Genomic DNA, 16,496 nt, shown 5'->3' with positions numbered 1-16,496 from the left:
TGATTTCTCCTTATTTTTTTAACTTTAACACTTTTTGAATCATGAATATAATTTGTTTTCCACCTTCATGATTTCTAAATAGGAAAACGTAGACACCCAATACTGTCAAATAAAGAACGATTTTGATTGCCAAACTGAGAATGAAATCTAGCTGAGTTAAGAGGTAGTTATCCAGTAAACTCAAAAGTAGGATACTCATCCCTACAACTGAGAAATCTTGTAACAATGTTTTAAAAAAGTCCTTTGAGGAAGCTTTCAATCCATACTTAAAGGCGCTATAGGGTTCATACCATGTACAGGTCAAGACTGTTGAACAAATCGTACCCAATAAAATTCCAGATACCCCTAAATCTAAAATCACTAAAAAGTAGAGTGAAAGGGAAATATTTAATAAAATCTCGACGATAACTTTTTTATTTTGCTCATAACTTAAGCCATAGACTGAAATCAACGTTAGAATCGGTCTTCTATAAAAAGTTAGGAAAAAATGAAGGACAATCAAAATCTCAACTGTACGATTAAATGAAAAACTCTCACCTAACCAGATAGTCATAAATGGATGAATGAACATTAAATAGCCTAAGCTAGCAAAATAAATCAGGCTAAAAGCAATAAATTGGAATTTTTTTAGGAATTTAACCATATCTGCTACTGTCGTAGATTCCGAATGGACTAAGTTACCTACGGAAGAAACAACTGAATTAATCATAGTATTTAAAATCAGTGAAATAAATCCTAAAACATAGGTATAATTCCCATAAATACCTATAGCTGCTAAGCTGACAAAACTTGCCATTAGAATACTATCTGTTTGAAAAACAATCGTTTCTCCAATACTACCGACTATATTTCCTTTGATATTTCGGATGAATTTCCCTTTTTCCTCCTGATTAATGGGTGTTATCTCATTCTTAAACAAGTAACTATACAATCTATCTACAATCCCCGACATGATGATATTCCCTATAAAATTCATCATGATACTGATCAATAGATAAAAGATATAATTTTGGGTAAAGAATAAAATTCCGATTTGCAAGCATACACGAAGCGTATTTAATCCAAAGTCAATCAAAGTCATCACATAATTACGCTGATCGACATAAAGTAAGGTTCGTTTATAGGAGAAAAAATAGCTTGAAGCAGAATTAAATACAAAGAGGAAAAAAATCAAATATACTTCACTATTTACCGTATAATCCTTTATCATATAAGGAAGAAATAAAGAAAGTATAGCGCCCAGTATAAAAATAGAAAAGCCAATGATTCTATATAATTTTTTGAAGAGAATCATAAAGGCATTGATTTTTCCATGTTCTTCTCTGTCTAAGGGTCCATATAGTGCATAGCTCATGGCTCCAGCAACCCCTAATTCTGCCAAAGACAGGATAGAAACTAAGCTAGACAAATAATTGTTTAATCCTAGATAGGTTACCCCAAGTAAATTGATAAAAATAGTTCGATTGATAAAGCCAAGAAGGACTTGAAAAGGTTGCAATGCCAGGGCAATACTCGTATTTAAGGTGGCAAATTCTGTTCTACTTTTTTTCGTGTATTTCATCTATTCCTTTAATTTTCCTTGTAAAAGTTGATCGAGATAACTTCCTGGAAGGACTTCTTCTTTCTTGATTTTATAAGTCGTTTTCAAAATCGGTGTTGTTTTTAACACTTCTTCCCATTCTTTTTCATCAAAAAGATCATGGGCATGGTCTCTTAAAAACCAAACACGCTCAGCTGGTGCTAGAATAGGTAATCTATCCACTAAGTTTTCAAAATAAGGATTGCACTGATATTCGGACAAAATAAAATAATCCATCATCAGGTAATGAATAAAAACTGGGTATTTACGAACATAGTAAAGATATAAATCCCGAATATGTTTAAAATAAGTGTTGCCATTTTTTCCTGCTAGAAAGAAACCTGCCCATTTAAAGTCACCAACAGTTCGTTCCATTTGATTTGTTCGTATAGGTGGATGATTCAGAGTAAAAAAGTCCCCTTCAAACATTTCTAAAGTTGCATAGGGAGATACAAATAAGGTTGCATCCATCCAAATGCCACCATATTGGTATAAGAGACTAAAACGAATAATATCTGAATAATGCGCAGCTGATAATTCTTTTTTCTTGTATTTTTCGGTGATGTCTCTTGGAATATTGATGAAATCCGCCAGATTTTCATCCGTCAACAAGTAGAATTCACAGTCATTTCTTTTAGCGAAGTCTTTTATGGTCTTCATTGAAGCCTGGACTGTCTCAGGCATTTGAGCTTCTCCCTGTTGCCACATTGTCCAAATCATTTTTGGAAATTCCGTTACTACTTCTTCTTTTTCATCCATCAAATCATCTATTTGAGCTTCTTTTCGTAATTTCAGCACAAAATCCAAAAGAATCTTTTTACGAAAATCATAGTACTTCGTCTCAGACTGTTGCGCAAGATAATAAGCTAGAGTTGGATTAAGACCATAATATTTTAGAATTGTATGATAGCGAGTGATTTTTTCTTGTAAGGTTTGGAATTTCATAAACGCTAAAATTTCCTTTCACATTTTTCTAAAGCTGTTTTTAGAAAATATCCGTTACGAAGTTTCTCTCCTACTATTTTACTATTTTTAATCAGCTCTTGAAAATCTTCTTCATCAATCGAGTTTAAACAATCTGCAATTTCAAATAATGAATCAACAAGTATTCCACAATGGTTTTTTCTTACAAAATCCGCTAAAGCAGATTGGCTCCATACAATAATCGGAAAACCAGATGCTAAATATAGAGAAGCTTTATGTGGGTTATTCATCTTTAAATACTCTCCATACATCCCACTACAAGTATGGGGGCTATCTCCATCCCATACTAACCCAAAACCGCCATGCAAGTGATTAGGGAGTTCATTAGGAGCAAAAGCACCTTGATAATGAACGTTGTGAGGAAGATTCTCCTCTTCAAAGTTAATGCCATAAATAGAAAAATCTGGTTTTTCGGGGAATTGTCGAGCATATTTTGTTTTTCGAATATCGAAATTTCCAGCAACTATGACCGTATTTTTCTCATAAGTTTTCTTCTCTTTATAATGTGGAATCAAATAGTCAAATATCTCTAAGGAAACAATCTTCTCTTCCGGTATTCCTAATCGTACAAGTTCTGCTTTCATCTTTTCATTATGAGCGATAATACCGTCGACTTTTTCAAGGACTGTTTTATTTTGTAAAAAATGTATAATAGAGTACTTGAAATCTGTAAATGACTTGATTTTTTTGTTTCTCAGGGACTCGATATCATGAATCAGCAAATAAGCTTTGAATGTTCTATTTTTCAAAAATCTCGTAAAAATTTGTTTTTTTAAGGTATGCCATAATAACGGAAATTGAAGAACTAACACATCATTTTTTGTCAAAGTGATGGGATTTGAATCATTATTTAGGGAAAAAGGTTGATATCCTGCTTCTACCATTATTTTTTCAGCATCTAATCTTGCCTTAGATCCTGCATGTTTAGCTTCTGCGTAAAATTCTTTTAAGTAATAATTCATACTACTTCAACCCTCTCCAAAATCTTTTTACAATATATTTTTCGAATCTCCATTGAATGGCTCCAACAACTCTTGAAATAAAGACAATCTTTTTGGGGAATAATCGATATGCTCGCATTAATAATGATTGACTTGAACTTTTAGCGTAACGATTCAGATACTCGACATATTTTTCTTGATAGGGATTTCCCTCAAATATGCGATAGTCGACAACGTGCATCAAAACTAAATGGAATAAGCGACGATGTACGTATGGAAGTGAGTCAGCATTTCCTTCATATAGTTGCTCCACTTTATCACAAATAGTAAACAAATCCAAATTTTTCAAACTAAATTCGCGATTCATAATACTACCAGAACGCACGCGATAATAGTATCCTATATAATCAATTTTCACCATTTTATGTATCTGTTTTAAGATTCCCATTCCGCCATACACATCTTCATAAAATAGACCTTCTAAAAATGGGAAATTGACAATCACTTGTCTTCGAAAAAGTTTAGCGACTGCATTCAAACGGACAATATTATCTTTACATAAAGAGACTAAAGCTTCTTGGGCATTTCCTTGAAAAATAATTTTGACATTCTCGGGAGAAGGGATTTCTATTTCTTTTTGATCATTTGTATACCAACATTCTACGATGTCCACTTCTTCTGAAGTCATGTGCTTTAATAATTGCTCCAACATATCGTCTTTAATGATATCATCACTGTCTACAAAAGTGATAAATTCGCCTTTAGATTCAGTCATACCACGATTACGAGCGCCACTTAATCCTTTATTTTCTTGATTGATTAAGTGAAAACGAGGATCTTGTTTACAATATCTCTCACAAATTTCTTGTGAATGATCCGTAGAACCATCGTTAACAAGTATTACTTCAATATTGCTATAAGTTTGACATTGAATACTATCTAAACATTCTTCCAGATACTCTTCAACATTGAAAACTGGCACAATGACACTTATCATAAATAGGCTCCTATTAAATTTTCCATTTTTTTCGAATATCTAAATATCTTAAATACAGAGGATAATATAAACTAAAAAAATATTTTGATGAATAACTATACCATCTTAATAGTTTACTAGATTTAAAAATATCTGATGATTTCTTAGCTATTTCGGCATATTTATGAATCTCATCAACATATAACTGATAATATGGATGTCCAACTCTTATGTTATACTTTTTAAAATGTCCAATACCGACTAAAAATAACATATTCCCTACATAAGGTAACCAATTATCTTCTCGAAAATCCTCTAATAATTTTTCGCCAACCTTAAAAATATCAAGATTCTTTTCTGAATATTTCTGATTCATTGTACTAGAAGTATGATATCTATAATAATAACCAATATAGTCAATTTTTCTCATTTTATGAATATATTTTAAAGAGACGATTCCAGTATAAAAATCTTCATAAATTAAATTTTCTAAAAACGGAACTTTCTCCACTATTTCACGACGATAGAGTTTTGCGACAGGGCTCCAACTTACCCCGTGATGAAAGCATTGATATAAGGCTTCATTTGAATCCAATTCTTTAACATGAATATCTTTTTTTTCTTCATTTAAACGTTGAATATCTTCAGTTCTATCACATTCTACGATATCAATTCCATTAGACATATACTTCATTAGTTGTTCTAACAGACCAAGACTTACAACATCATCACTATCAACAAACATGATGTATTCGCCAATAGATTCTTTCACACCACGATTTCTGGCTACACTTTGACCTTGATTTTTTTGATTGATCAATCGAAAACGCTTATCTGTTTGGCAAAAATGCTCACAAATAGCTTGGGAGCCATCTGTAGATCCATCATTCACTAAAATAACTTCAAAAGTCGTGAAAGTTTGCTGCCCTACACTCTCTAAACATTCTTTCAGATATTCTTCCACGTTATAAACTGGAACGATTATACTAATCATTATTGTTCATAATCTCCTTCAGTTATAGTTTGTGAATCAACATTTTAAAATTATTCCATATTTTATCAATAAACTGATATACTGGATGAGTAATTATTGTAAAATATTTAGGTGCCATTAAATAAAGTCTTAGTAAATGGTATTTACAAACAACTTCTTGAGATTGCTTTGCGATAAAAGCACACTCTCTGATAAAATTTTCATATACATCAACATATGGGCTCTTCCTCGTAATTCCATCTCTTTGATAATGGCTAAGTCCAAGATAAAACATAAAGTATCCAATATACGGTAATAAATATCCATCATCTTGGAAAGATTCGATTAATTTATTTCCAACCATTAAAATATCTAAATTTTTCTCATTAAATGCTTGGGTCATAGTACTATTAGGACGGACACGGTAATAATAACCTGCTAAATCAACGACAATTATTTTTCGAATATGTTTTAAATAATTGATTCCTGTATAGAGATCTTCGTAAATATACCCTTCTAAAAATGGAACCTTTTCAACAATTTCTCTTCTATATAGTTTGGTAAAGACACAATACTTTACTTCTTTATAGCTAATACAATTAAGAATTGCTTTTGTTGATTTTCCTTCAAAGATTACTTGAATCGGTCTATTATTCTGTAATTCTTCTTTAATTTTAGTACTTTTGCACTCTACGATATCCACATCAGCCTTCATATAGGATAATAATACTTTTAGTATATTTGCTTTAATGACATCATCACTATCGACAAACATGATGTATTCGCCCATGGATTCTTTCACACCACGATTTCTGGCTACACTTTGACCTTGATTTTTTTGATTGATCAATCGGAAGCGATTATCTGTTTGGCAAAAATACTCACAAATCGCTTGGGAGCCATCTGTAGAACCATCATTGACTAATATGACTTCAATATTTTGATAGGTTTGCTTTCGAATACTCTCTAGACATTCTTCCAGATATTCTTCCACGTTATAAACTGGAACGATTACGCTAATCATTTTCCTCTTTCCTTCTTGAATGATGTTACTTCATTCCTCTATCTTGTCTTCCTTAACGCCATTTTTCCATTTCCATATAGAGTGATAGAAAGGAAATAGGATGGTGTTGTAATATCTTGGACACAGCTTATAAAGTCTAATCATACGCGAACTTTTGGCTACCTCAGGATTTTTCTTGGTGATAGTTACATAGTCGGCCAATTTCTGATTATAGATATCTGCATATGGATTTCCTTTTTGAATATAGTCTTGATAATGCATGGTCGCTACATGCACTAGGTATTTACCAATATAAGGAAGAAGTTCTTCCCTATCAGAATACAAGTCTATCAATTGGTCACTGACTGTAAATACATCTAGATTTTTCTCGGTAAATGTTCTATGCATGGTACTAGTCGCATGTTGACGGTAATAATAGCCTACATAATCGATTTTAACAATCTTTCTGATATATTTAAGCATGCCAATGCCACTATAAATATCTTCAAAAATGAGTCCTTCTAAGTAAGGAATAGCTTCAACAATAGCTCTTCTATAGAGCTTTGTGACTGGATTGACGCTTAGTAGGTGGTTGGGGACAACTTGCACTGCCTCTTCAGAATTTCCCTCAAAAAGAATCTTTATCTCTTGAGATTTTCCAGCCAAGAAATCCTTTTTCTGTATGGTAAATTGACTTTCCACAATATCGACGTTGTCACTCATATAGTGCATCAAGGTTTCTAAATAATTTGCTAGGATCATGTCATCACTATCTACAAAAGCAATGAATTCTCCTTTTGAAGCTGCTACACCCGTATTTCGTGCCACACTTTGGCCTTGGTTGCCTTGATTGATTAATCGGAAACGCTTATCTGTTTGGCAATAACGCTCACAAATATCTTGGGAGCCATCTGTTGAACCATCATTGACTAAAATGACTTCAAGGTCTGTGTAAGCTTGGTTTTGAATGCTGTCTAAACATTCTTCTAGATAAGTTTCCACATTATAAACCGGTATGATTACACTAATCATTCTTTATCCTAACCTTATTTCCTTAATCCAATTTCATCCAAAAGTGTCTTTGTAAAATCTTTTTGAATGGCATTAACCTTGTTATTAACTTTTTTTCGTTCGTCAATATAAGGATCTTCAGATTTCATGACACTCTCTAGAAATTCTAATAAATCATGCGAATCACGAATGACACTTCCCACCATTAAACTCTTCACATCTTCAAACACAAAGCCTCTTTTTTCTTTGTATTCCTCATAATCATTAATGGTAAATGCTACGGGTCTATTTAATAAATAATAGTCTAAAAATACTGAAGAATAATCTGTAATTAATGCGCTGGTTGTGCCCAAAAAGGTATATAAAGTCCCATACTGCTCACTGATGATATCTTCTGTCAATAGATGAATCGTCGAAGCATTCATTTCGAATTTCAACTGAGATTCCTCAAGAGGATGGAGTTTAATATAAAGTTGATAGCCATAGTTTGAAAGTAGTTCTTCAATGTTTTGAAAATCCTCTTCTTCTAAAGAAAATATCAATGCAGCTTGGCTATCATGATAGTTTTTAGAATTACGGTAGGTTGGCATCCAGATGATTTTCTTCTCCTCTTTCTCTTTAAAGAGCTCATCATTTCGAATATTGCCAACAAGAAGCATCTGCTCGTCCTTAGCATTAAAGGCTGCTTTCATGATTGGAGTAAATAAATCTGAAGAGGAGACTAATTTTGTAAAGAAATTATAGTCAATCTTTTCCATGCTAACTTCAAGATTCCCAATTTTTTTCAAGGGCATTCCATGCCACAAGTTGACAACCATCTGGTTTGGTGCAGGTTTAATAGGATACTTACCAAAAGAATAGAAAAAATATTTAGATGTTAAAAAATAAAAGAAACCTCGATAAATTGAAACATACTTTACATCATGTTCTTTTTCTAAATGATAAAAATCATTTGAAGCACAAACAATTTCATAAGTTTCCTGATAGTCATTATCCACTAAATAGTGATAGAGGGTTCTAAGATTATCTCTAAACCCCCAATTAGAATAGAGAACAATTCTGTTCCTTTTCTTGGGAATCATTTTATTTATTTTATAAGTAAAATCACTTACTTTGAACAGTAAGGGTTTTAAATAGTTGAACATTCTCTTTTTAAACCTTGCTTATAAATTTCTTTTAAATTTTGAACATTTTCTTCAATATCAAACTGCTTTAGGTGTTCATTTAGCTGTCGTTGTTTCTTCTTGATAGTCGCCTTTTTTATGTAGTTTACCCATTTAGCCTTATCTAGAGGCATGGCTGTGCAAAGTTCACTAACGATCTGAGTTGTTGGATCAATCGTTTCATTCATGAGAATATCGACTCCAGAACACTGAGCCTCTACAAGCACAATTGGGAAACCTTCATACAAAGAAGGAAAGGCAAAGATATCAAAGGTTGAATAAAACTTATGAACATCCTCTCTTTTTCCTGTGAAGATGATATTCTTCATTTCCTTACTTTTCTCTTCTAAAATGGCACGATCTGGACCTTCACCAACAAATACAAAGGTAACGTCAGGTAATTCTTTAGCAATTTCAATCAAAAAACTCTGATTTTTGAAGGGATTTAAAATCCCAATCATCCCTACTATTTTTTGATGTTCAGCTATATGAAACTCTTTGCGAATTTCTTCTCGAAAAGTTGGAGAAAACTGATACTTATCGATGTCAATTGCATTTGGAAGGATTTGAAAGGATTTCTTTCCAAATATCTTCAGTCCAGCTAATTGGCCACAAGAGATTCGATGGGTCGCATTTTTCAAAGCCAAAAAGACCAAAAATCGATTGCGAATACTTTTTAACCAAGTATCTGAAAATTGGCTACTATGATTGTGGTAAATCCTAACTGGGACACCATTTTTTCGAGCATAGTAATTATGTATAAAAGCAGTTATAGGATTATGAACATGGAGAATGTCAATTTTATTAGTTTCATAAAAGTGTCGGCATTCTCTCGCATAGGCGAATAGTTTAGAAATCTTTAGGGCTGGAAATACAATGCGTTTGATTTCTTTTTCATCTAGATATTGATTAAATGGGAAATGAGCGTCACCATTTGATTCGCCAACCATATATTCAAACTCTTGATCATCAGTTGGGATATGATTCTTTATAAAACTTTGTACCCCGCTCATGGTATTCCTTACACCACCGGTTACATGTATGACCTGATATTTCATCCTAGTTCCCTTGATTCAAATCATTTTTTATCTTAGTTGTTGAAATTTCTTTTGTTCGTGATAGGTAAACAACCTCTATTCCAAAATCAGTTAAATAATCAAATTTCCCCTGCCAGTCATCTCCAATGACAAACACATCAGCATGATACTTTTCTATGTCTGAGATTTTTTGATCCCAATTTTCTTCTGGTATGACAAGATCCACATATCTGATAGCCTCTAATAGCGATTTTCTTTTTTCGTAATCAAAATAACATTCTTTATTTTTTTCTATCTTATTAAATTCATTGGTAGAAAGGGCGACTATGAGATAATCTCCCAAAGCTTTTGCCCTTTTTAAGAGATTAATATGGCCGTAATGCAATAAATCAAATGTTCCGTATGTAATGACTCTCTTCATATCTTTTTAACCACCTCTACTTCTTCTCTCATTTTTTTCTTATAGACCCATTTCCTAACTGAATTTGGAAGAATTCGAACCGCATTACGAAGGAAAATATTTCTAAGAAATTCTGCTAGACTAATGTCTCTTCTACGATAAAAATCTAATTGGAGCATAAAGTCCGTCTTTACATACAAGAAACCGCCTCTCCGCAGATAGCTAGAATCGTTAGTCTGCATGACTACTAAAGGTTCCTGGATATTCAAAAAATCCTTAGTTGGATTATCGTGTAATAACCTCATTGTGAGATCATAATCCTCTAAGTAACGAAATTCACGATAATTACCAGACTTTAAAATATACTCTTTTTTCATCATACTTGATGGATTATTAAAAGGATTTCTCATTTTCGAATATTGACGAATTTCGGCTGTAGTTTCTGGTACTTTCTTTAAGGCGGTAAACTCTGTATTTTTCTCTAGGATATTGGAACCAACCATGATGAGGTTGGGATTTTTTTCAAAGGCTGCTATTTGCTTCTCAAACCTTGTTTCTAGAGAATAGTCATCACTGTCCATTCTTGCAATGAATTCTGTTTGACATTGATTAACTCCAAAGAGGGAAGCTGGTCCTGAGCCTAAGTTTTCAGGTAAATGGAAAACCTTTAAAATCGGAATTTTTCTCTGTAACTTTTGGATTTCTATTTCTAACTCTTTAGTCAATTCGCCATCACAAACTAAAATGATTTCTGTCGGTTTAAGGGTCTGTTGATAAGAACTTAGTAAACTTTTCCTTAAATTTCTAGGAGTTTCTTTTTTATAGACTGTCGTTAGAACTGAAAATTTCATTTTATAACTCCTAAACCTAATTTCCAAATAACCAATCTACAATAACTGAACGGTAGGGAACGACATGGTACCAGTCAGCTTTAAAATAAACAATGACTAGAAAGATTGCAGCATAAACCAATATCATCAAATAAAATAAAATCCATTGAACTTTTTTGTCACCTATTTTAGATAAAATCATAGGGATATATAGGCAAATAAAGGGGGTAAAATAGTGTGCGAATCTGCCAAAAAGACTTGTTTGCAAAGTTGACGCAGTAAATAAAAAGGAGATAAAGAACAAAGTTCTTATAAATTCTTCTTCAGTCGATAATTTCTGTTTTCTAATCACTAATTCACCAAAGACCAGAACGATACCATACCAAATTGTTAAAAATACAGGTGCCCATTTATTGCTTTCCAAAAACCATGATGATTCCAGATAGGAAGTATACTGGGGAAAGAAAGAAATAAAGATAGTTGCAATTTGTTTGATAAAAGGTAAGATGATTAGAAATACAAGAAACACAAATTGATATATTCTTTTGTTTAAAACGATTTTTTTAAGAGGGAAAAACAAGAGGCAGACGATACCAGATGTATGAAATAAGGGAGTTAGTAAGATAAATACCCATGCTAAAATCTTCTTGTTTTTTACTACGTAGTGAAACCCTAAAAAACTTAAAGCGATTGCTAGACCTTGCCTGATATTTGATAAAGAATAAAAAAAGAGTCCTAACGAGCTGAAGTAAATCAGTAAACTCATGTAAACATTTTTAGAATGCTTATAAAGAACAAAAAACCAACTTAATAAGGTCAGAAATGCAAATACGAATAAGAGGAATGGATAATGATCACTGAAGTTTCTTAGAAAAATAGTGAACAGTAAGTACCCAATTTCAAATCGAGAACTAAATAAATGTGATAAATCTGGAATCTGAATATTATTTGATTCAAAAATATGGATATAAGTTCCTAAATCTCCACCTACACTAGAAGTACGAAAACCTGCAATGATTAAAAAAAAGAAAAAAGTCGGAAGAACAAGGAAACCTAACTCTTTTACTTTATCCTCATATTTCAATGAGAAAAAGGCAAGAAAAGAGACATAGACGAACATTAAAAGATAGATTGTCATTTTTTCTCTCCTGCCTTTCAAATAGTTAGTTTAATAATAGTAATAATAGGTATCTTTATGTGAATCAATTTTATTCATTATCACACCAAGTAGTCTAGCTCCAACATGGTCTAATCTTCTTTTTGCTTCTATTATTTGTCGTCGTTTTGATTTTTTGATATCTACTACCAGAAGGGTAGCATCCGAAATACTGGCTAAAACTTGGGCATCAGTTGCTGCTAGCAAGGGAGGGGTATCGATAATGACATAGTCATAAAAATCCTCAAATGCTTTAAGTGTTTCATCCATAGAAGAACTAGCTAACATCTCAGAAGGATTAGGCGGAACAGGTCCTGAAGTCAGCACATCTAAATTCACATCATTTATCGTCAAATGATTAATGGAATCTACTCCTGACTTCTTTAATAAAAAAGTGCTGAGTCCTTCAGTGTTATTTAGCTCGGTTAATTTATGTTGAGTTGGTTTACGCATATCCGCGTCTATGATAATCACTCTTTTCCCCTGTTGGGCCAAAGAGGCGGCAAGATTGATACTGACTTCACTCTTGCCTTCATTGGGGTTGGCACTTGTAACGACAATGATTTTAATATTTTTTCCAAATTCTGAGAACTGAAGATTACTCCTTAAAGTTCTAAAGGACTCAGCTACGATGGATTTACTGTTATGAATAACTTCGATATGCATGTCACTCACCTCTTCTCTTTCTCTCTATAGTCGGAATCATCCCGAGAACAGGTGTTCCCACTAACTCTTCCAAGTCTTCGTAAGAATCAATCGAATCACTCAATACATATTTGATGAAAATAACATTAAATCCTACAAAAGAAAATACTAGAATAGATACAAGAAGATTCTTCCATAGAACGGGATAAACTGGAGAATCACTTCCCAGTGCTTCTGTAACAACTGACAAGTTGTCGCGCCCTAATCTATCTGCTGTAAATTTCTTGTACTGAGACACATACTCTTTAATATAACGTTCTGCTAAATTTCGATCTAGTCCTCTCACTGTTATTGTGACCAACTGTGAACCTGAGTCATTTGTTAATTTAACCGATTTGATTTTAGCGATGTCATCAGGTGACAAACCTAATGCTTTATTGGTTTCATCTTTTACTGGGGGGAGATCTGCTATCTCTAAATAAGTCTTAGCTTGTCTTTGAAAGAGGTTTATAGCTTCAATCGTTTGCGCATCATTATTTTGCCCATTTGTTTGACTTGAAGTGTTCTTCATTATGAGCTTAGAGGATACACTGTATATAGGAGAAATGATAAAAACAGTATATAGACCAACTGCTGTCGTCCCTACTATAGTAAATAGAAGTAAAAATAGTAGTTTGCTTTTTATCAAAGAAAAAACTCTATTAATATTTTTATTAAAAATAGTCATATTATTGTTTGTTTCCTTTTATTTATTTTTTCTTTCTTAGAACTACCTAGATCCGTTCCCGGTAACCATCACTTTAATTGTTTTTAATAGTATAAGAAAATCTAACTTGATACTTTCGTGATTGATATAGAATAGATCGTAGACTAATTTATCTTTAGGAGTTAATTCATAACCACCATTTACTTGAGCCCATCCTGTGATTCCTGGGCGGACAGCTAAACGTTCATTAAAATTAGGGATATCTTTCAAAAATTCATTGATAAACTCTGGTCGTTCTGGTCGTGGTCCAATAATGGACATCTCACCTTTAATTACATTAATGATTTGTGGTAATTCATCAATTCGTGTTTTACGAATAAAACGTCCAACTTTTGTAATGCGTGTATCATTTTTGCTCGCCCATTTATGACCATTCTTTTCAGCATCTTGATACATGGATCGGAGTTTATAAATTGAAAACCTTCGTCCATTTAAACCAATTCGTTCTTGTATATAAATAGGATTACCACTTGATTCGATTACAATAAAGATACATGCTATTAAACAAATCGGGATAATTAATAGTAATGAGGGTATAGAAATTAGAAGACCTATAATTCTCTTAATTCTCCTATACATAAGCATCATTCTCCTAGAAAAAACTAAGGCGCACACATATATATGCGTGCGCCACTCACTACGTTGATGCATATATATATATATATATATATATAGTCCTGAGTATAAAAAGCTAGAACTAATAAAAATATGTATATTTACCAAGAATTAAATCATACAGTTCAATATAACATAAAAAAATAAGATTTTCAAGCTTACGTGATTAAAATACAGGAAATACACCTAAATTAAATGTTGCTAAATATTTTTGTTCGATATAATCAACTGAGGATTCACTAAAAATAATTCTTCTGCTCTTTCCTTTCCATACTGATGACTAATCGCGTCAAATGCTTGCTTCATATATGGTGGTCTTGAGCTTAGATTATGCATATCGCTAGCCACACAGTGAACTAGATTATAGGATAGAAAATACTGAGCTCTTTTTTTGAGTAAGCGATACTTATCCCCAAACATTTTAGGCTTAAGAACACTTGAACTATTTATTTGAGTATAACATCCCATATCTATCAGCTCTTTAACTCTTTTTTCATTTTTTTCTAGTTCAGCATAGCGTTCAATATGGGCAATGACAGGTCTAATACCTAACAATAAAACTTTATTTACTGCATTGCGGATTTCCCAATAGGGGGTGGTCGGGCTGAATTCAATCAAAGCATATTGTGTATCGTTCAGAGTAGGAATCTGCTTGCTTTCCAATTTGTCAAGAGCATCTTGGGTGAAGTATATTTCAGCTCCATATAAAAGAGTTAAGTCAGGCAGTTCTTTCTTAGCAAGTGCTTGAACCTCTTTAAAGTTGGTCATAATTGTATCTTCTGGAGTTTCAAACATATTTTTACGACGATGTGAAGTGGATACAATTGTACGAACTCCCTGTGAAAAAGCTTCTTTCAGAAGAGCTAGGCTTTCTTCAATTGTGCTTGGTCCATCATCTACACCAAAAACAATGTGAGAGTGGATATCAATCATGTAATATTTCCTTATATAATAGAGTTTTGGGCACTGTAATAAATAATTCAACACATATATATAAGCTTTTTGAATAACCTATAAATAATGGTTTATACAGTTTGTTTTCCTGATGTTATTATACTACGAAACATTAAAATAAGCTAGTTATTCTTATAAGATTTTAAAAGTTATCTAGTATAACAAAGCATATATAAATAAGCGTGTTTTGTTTTCGAATAAATCTGTTGAGAATAATAATGACACTGACTATTAAAACTATCACCTACCATGGCATTTCCACGGTAGGTGTTACTCATATCAATAATCGTTCTAAAAATGGTTTGATGCAGTTGAGGAGAATTCCTTCTATCCAGCTTTCTTGTGCTGATGAGAGATGATCTGCTTGAAGGCTTTCTTTTAAAAAGTCTCGGACTTGTTCTGGTGCGATTTCAAACTCAAAAGCTTTCATTTTATAGAAAAAGTCGATGAGATATTCTGACAAATATTCGGTTGAAAAGGGTACTTCACCACTTTTTCGATATTCTAATAAGAGCCTAGAAAATCGGGCTTTTTCTTCAGGAAGCTCACGAAAATAGGAATTGAGGAGCCAGGTCTGCTTCTGCTTTCTTTCAATTGGATCCTGACTAGCAATTCGTTGGTCTTTTTCCAACTCTTTTTGGTATTGTTTGGCCTTGATAGCCCGTTCTGTTCGATTTTTACCAAAAAGTATTTTCTCCCACTTTCGTTCTTCTTGGGTCAGGGTCTCCGTAAAGCCAAAGTAATCTTGATAGGCACGCTCTGCTGGGCCCATGGCTAGGACCAGATTATCTGCATATTGCTTGGCGATTTTATCCCTCTTCTTGCGCTCTTTCTCTGCCTGGATACGGAGTTCTTGTTCGTAGTCAATTTTCTCCTTGCCTAGCTTGACAAGGTAGAGTTGATCATCTGGTTTTCCAAGTAAAAAGGGTTTGATACACTTTTCAAGGACTTCCTCCATACGAGCCTTCTTCTTAGGCTCAGCCTTGGTCCAACTGCCACCTTGAAAGACTTCTAGGAAAAGCTGGTAGTCTCTCTCAGGTGAGAATTGATTACCACGATTAGGCTTGAAAACACCTTTTTCCCAGAGCCATTTTAGAAGGCGCTCGTCAAAGTCACTTTTATTGACCTTTATTTTTTCCTTTTTCTGGGCTTTTCTGGTTAGATTTTCAACCTTTCTGAGTAGTTTTTCTTCCTCTTCCAATTGCTGGTCAAGGGACAATCGATGAAAATGACGAACACAATCGCTACCAATTGGAAAGAGGCGTTGGCCTGTGACTCCGTTAAAGAGTTCGTAGGCGTATTTGATGGCATTCCCACAGACGCAATTGCTACGGCCGATACCGTTAAAAATCAAGGAAACTTCATTCCATTCCTTGGTAGCTTGTTCCCAAGTATCAGCTTTTGAAGCCTGTAAAACCGCATCGTGCAGGGATTTTCTAACTGGAAGTGTCATGAGGTCTCCT

17 protein-coding genes are annotated in these 16,496 nt (G+C 33.3%); all 17 read right to left on the bottom strand.

All coding sequences use genetic code 11. The features are described 5' to 3' along the window. Positions 1-10: 10 nt before the first annotated feature. A complete protein-coding gene (locus JQ841_RS04670) occupies positions 11-1,561 on the bottom strand; it encodes a lipopolysaccharide biosynthesis protein (RefSeq protein ID WP_203180264.1) in 1,551 nt (516 codons plus the stop codon). Beyond that, entirely contained in the window at positions 1,562-2,524 is a 963-nt protein-coding gene (locus tag JQ841_RS04665) for a capsular polysaccharide synthesis protein (protein ID WP_203180263.1), read from the bottom strand. A gap of 5 nt (positions 2,525-2,529) precedes the next feature. After that, positions 2,530-3,525 carry a sugar transferase gene (locus JQ841_RS04660; RefSeq protein ID WP_203180262.1) on the bottom strand — a complete coding sequence of 332 codons (996 nt, stop codon included), beginning with the start codon at positions 3,523-3,525 and terminating at the stop codon, positions 2,530-2,532. Position 3,526: 1 nt separating this feature from the next. After that, entirely contained in the window at positions 3,527-4,501 is a 975-nt protein-coding gene (locus JQ841_RS04655; protein WP_203180261.1) for a glycosyltransferase family 2 protein, read from the bottom strand. Between the two features lie 13 nt (positions 4,502-4,514). Next, entirely contained in the window at positions 4,515-5,474 is a 960-nt protein-coding gene (locus JQ841_RS04650) for a glycosyltransferase family 2 protein (protein WP_203180260.1), read from the bottom strand. Positions 5,475-5,496: 22 nt separating this feature from the next. Continuing rightward, positions 5,497-6,477 carry a glycosyltransferase family 2 protein gene (locus JQ841_RS04645; RefSeq protein ID WP_203180259.1) on the bottom strand — a complete coding sequence of 327 codons (981 nt, stop codon included), beginning with the start codon at positions 6,475-6,477 and terminating at the stop codon, positions 5,497-5,499. 30 nt (positions 6,478-6,507) lie between these two features. Beyond that, positions 6,508-7,488, bottom strand: coding sequence for a glycosyltransferase family 2 protein (locus tag JQ841_RS04640; protein ID WP_203180258.1), 981 nt, complete (start codon positions 7,486-7,488; stop codon positions 6,508-6,510). 14 nt (positions 7,489-7,502) lie between these two features. Beyond that, entirely contained in the window at positions 7,503-8,612 is a 1,110-nt protein-coding gene (locus JQ841_RS04635; RefSeq protein WP_203180257.1) for a CDP-glycerol glycerophosphotransferase family protein, read from the bottom strand. Beyond that, positions 8,597-9,688: a glycosyltransferase gene (locus JQ841_RS04630; protein WP_203180256.1), complete on the bottom strand. Its 1,092-nt coding sequence runs from the start codon at positions 9,686-9,688 to the stop codon at positions 8,597-8,599. The genes JQ841_RS04635 and JQ841_RS04630 overlap by 16 nt, the downstream gene beginning before the upstream one ends. Before the next feature lies 1 nt (position 9,689). After that, a complete protein-coding gene (tagD, locus tag JQ841_RS04625; protein WP_203180255.1) occupies positions 9,690-10,088 on the bottom strand; it encodes a glycerol-3-phosphate cytidylyltransferase in 399 nt (132 codons plus the stop codon). Beyond that, positions 10,085-10,918 (bottom strand): glycosyltransferase, encoded by an 834-nt coding sequence (locus JQ841_RS04620; protein ID WP_203180254.1) that lies wholly within the window; start codon positions 10,916-10,918, stop codon positions 10,085-10,087. Before JQ841_RS04620 ends, tagD begins: the two co-directional genes overlap by 4 nt. Positions 10,919-10,934: 16 nt before the next feature. Continuing rightward, positions 10,935-12,035, bottom strand: a complete 1,101-nt coding sequence (locus tag JQ841_RS04615) for an EpsG family protein (RefSeq protein WP_203180253.1) — start codon at positions 12,033-12,035, stop codon at positions 10,935-10,937. Between the two features lie 30 nt (positions 12,036-12,065). After that, the gene (locus JQ841_RS04610) at positions 12,066-12,719 is read right to left on the bottom strand and encodes a CpsD/CapB family tyrosine-protein kinase (RefSeq protein WP_045611653.1); all 654 of its coding nucleotides are present in this window, start codon (positions 12,717-12,719) and stop codon (positions 12,066-12,068) included. 1 nt (position 12,720) lies between these two features. Next, on the bottom strand, positions 12,721-13,425 hold the full coding sequence (locus JQ841_RS04605) for a YveK family protein (RefSeq protein ID WP_084926354.1): 705 nt from the start codon (positions 13,423-13,425) through the stop codon (positions 12,721-12,723). Positions 13,426-13,467: 42 nt separating this feature from the next. Further along, entirely contained in the window at positions 13,468-14,043 is a 576-nt protein-coding gene (locus JQ841_RS04600) for a sugar transferase (RefSeq protein ID WP_203180252.1), read from the bottom strand. Between the two features lie 237 nt (positions 14,044-14,280). Further along, positions 14,281-15,012 carry a capsular polysaccharide biosynthesis protein Cps4B gene (gene cps4B / locus JQ841_RS04595; protein ID WP_060628350.1) on the bottom strand — a complete coding sequence of 244 codons (732 nt, stop codon included), beginning with the start codon at positions 15,010-15,012 and terminating at the stop codon, positions 14,281-14,283. A gap of 295 nt (positions 15,013-15,307) precedes the next feature. After that, complete coding sequence (locus JQ841_RS04590; protein WP_203180251.1) at positions 15,308-16,486, bottom strand: hypothetical protein; 1,179 nt, start codon at positions 16,484-16,486, stop codon at positions 15,308-15,310. Positions 16,487-16,496 lie beyond the last annotated feature (10 nt).

The sequence above is a fragment of the Streptococcus mitis genome (genome assembly GCF_905187535.1).
Classification (GTDB): domain Bacteria; phylum Bacillota; class Bacilli; order Lactobacillales; family Streptococcaceae; genus Streptococcus; species Streptococcus mitis_BS.
This window is presented reverse-complemented; position numbering and strand designations above follow the sequence as displayed.

Excerpts from the sequence above, each read along its gene's own strand:
- JQ841_RS04670 (WP_203180264.1), bottom strand. The coding sequence starts at position 1,561 with ATGAAATACACGAAAAAAAGTAGAACAGAATTTGCCACCTTAAATACG.
- JQ841_RS04665 (WP_203180263.1), bottom strand. The coding sequence starts at position 2,524 with ATGAAATTCCAAACCTTACAAGAAAAAATCACTCGCTATCATACAATT.
- JQ841_RS04660 (WP_203180262.1), bottom strand. The coding sequence starts at position 3,525 with ATGAATTATTACTTAAAAGAATTTTACGCAGAAGCTAAACATGCAGGA.
- JQ841_RS04655 (WP_203180261.1), bottom strand. The coding sequence starts at position 4,501 with ATGATAAGTGTCATTGTGCCAGTTTTCAATGTTGAAGAGTATCTGGAA.
- JQ841_RS04650 (WP_203180260.1), bottom strand. The coding sequence starts at position 5,474 with ATGATTAGTATAATCGTTCCAGTTTATAACGTGGAAGAATATCTGAAA.
- JQ841_RS04645 (WP_203180259.1), bottom strand. The coding sequence starts at position 6,477 with ATGATTAGCGTAATCGTTCCAGTTTATAACGTGGAAGAATATCTGGAA.
- JQ841_RS04640 (WP_203180258.1), bottom strand. The coding sequence starts at position 7,488 with ATGATTAGTGTAATCATACCGGTTTATAATGTGGAAACTTATCTAGAA.
- JQ841_RS04635 (WP_203180257.1), bottom strand. The coding sequence starts at position 8,612 with ATGTTCAACTATTTAAAACCCTTACTGTTCAAAGTAAGTGATTTTACT.
- JQ841_RS04630 (WP_203180256.1), bottom strand. The coding sequence starts at position 9,688 with ATGAAATATCAGGTCATACATGTAACCGGTGGTGTAAGGAATACCATG.
- tagD (WP_203180255.1), bottom strand. The coding sequence starts at position 10,088 with ATGAAGAGAGTCATTACATACGGAACATTTGATTTATTGCATTACGGC.
- JQ841_RS04620 (WP_203180254.1), bottom strand. The coding sequence starts at position 10,918 with ATGAAATTTTCAGTTCTAACGACAGTCTATAAAAAAGAAACTCCTAGA.
- JQ841_RS04615 (WP_203180253.1), bottom strand. The coding sequence starts at position 12,035 with ATGACAATCTATCTTTTAATGTTCGTCTATGTCTCTTTTCTTGCCTTT.
- JQ841_RS04610 (WP_045611653.1), bottom strand. The coding sequence starts at position 12,719 with ATGCATATCGAAGTTATTCATAACAGTAAATCCATCGTAGCTGAGTCC.
- JQ841_RS04605 (WP_084926354.1), bottom strand. The coding sequence starts at position 13,425 with ATGACTATTTTTAATAAAAATATTAATAGAGTTTTTTCTTTGATAAAA.
- JQ841_RS04600 (WP_203180252.1), bottom strand. The coding sequence starts at position 14,043 with ATGTATAGGAGAATTAAGAGAATTATAGGTCTTCTAATTTCTATACCC.
- cps4B (WP_060628350.1), bottom strand. The coding sequence starts at position 15,012 with ATGATTGATATCCACTCTCACATTGTTTTTGGTGTAGATGATGGACCA.
- JQ841_RS04590 (WP_203180251.1), bottom strand. The coding sequence starts at position 16,486 with ATGACACTTCCAGTTAGAAAATCCCTGCACGATGCGGTTTTACAGGCT.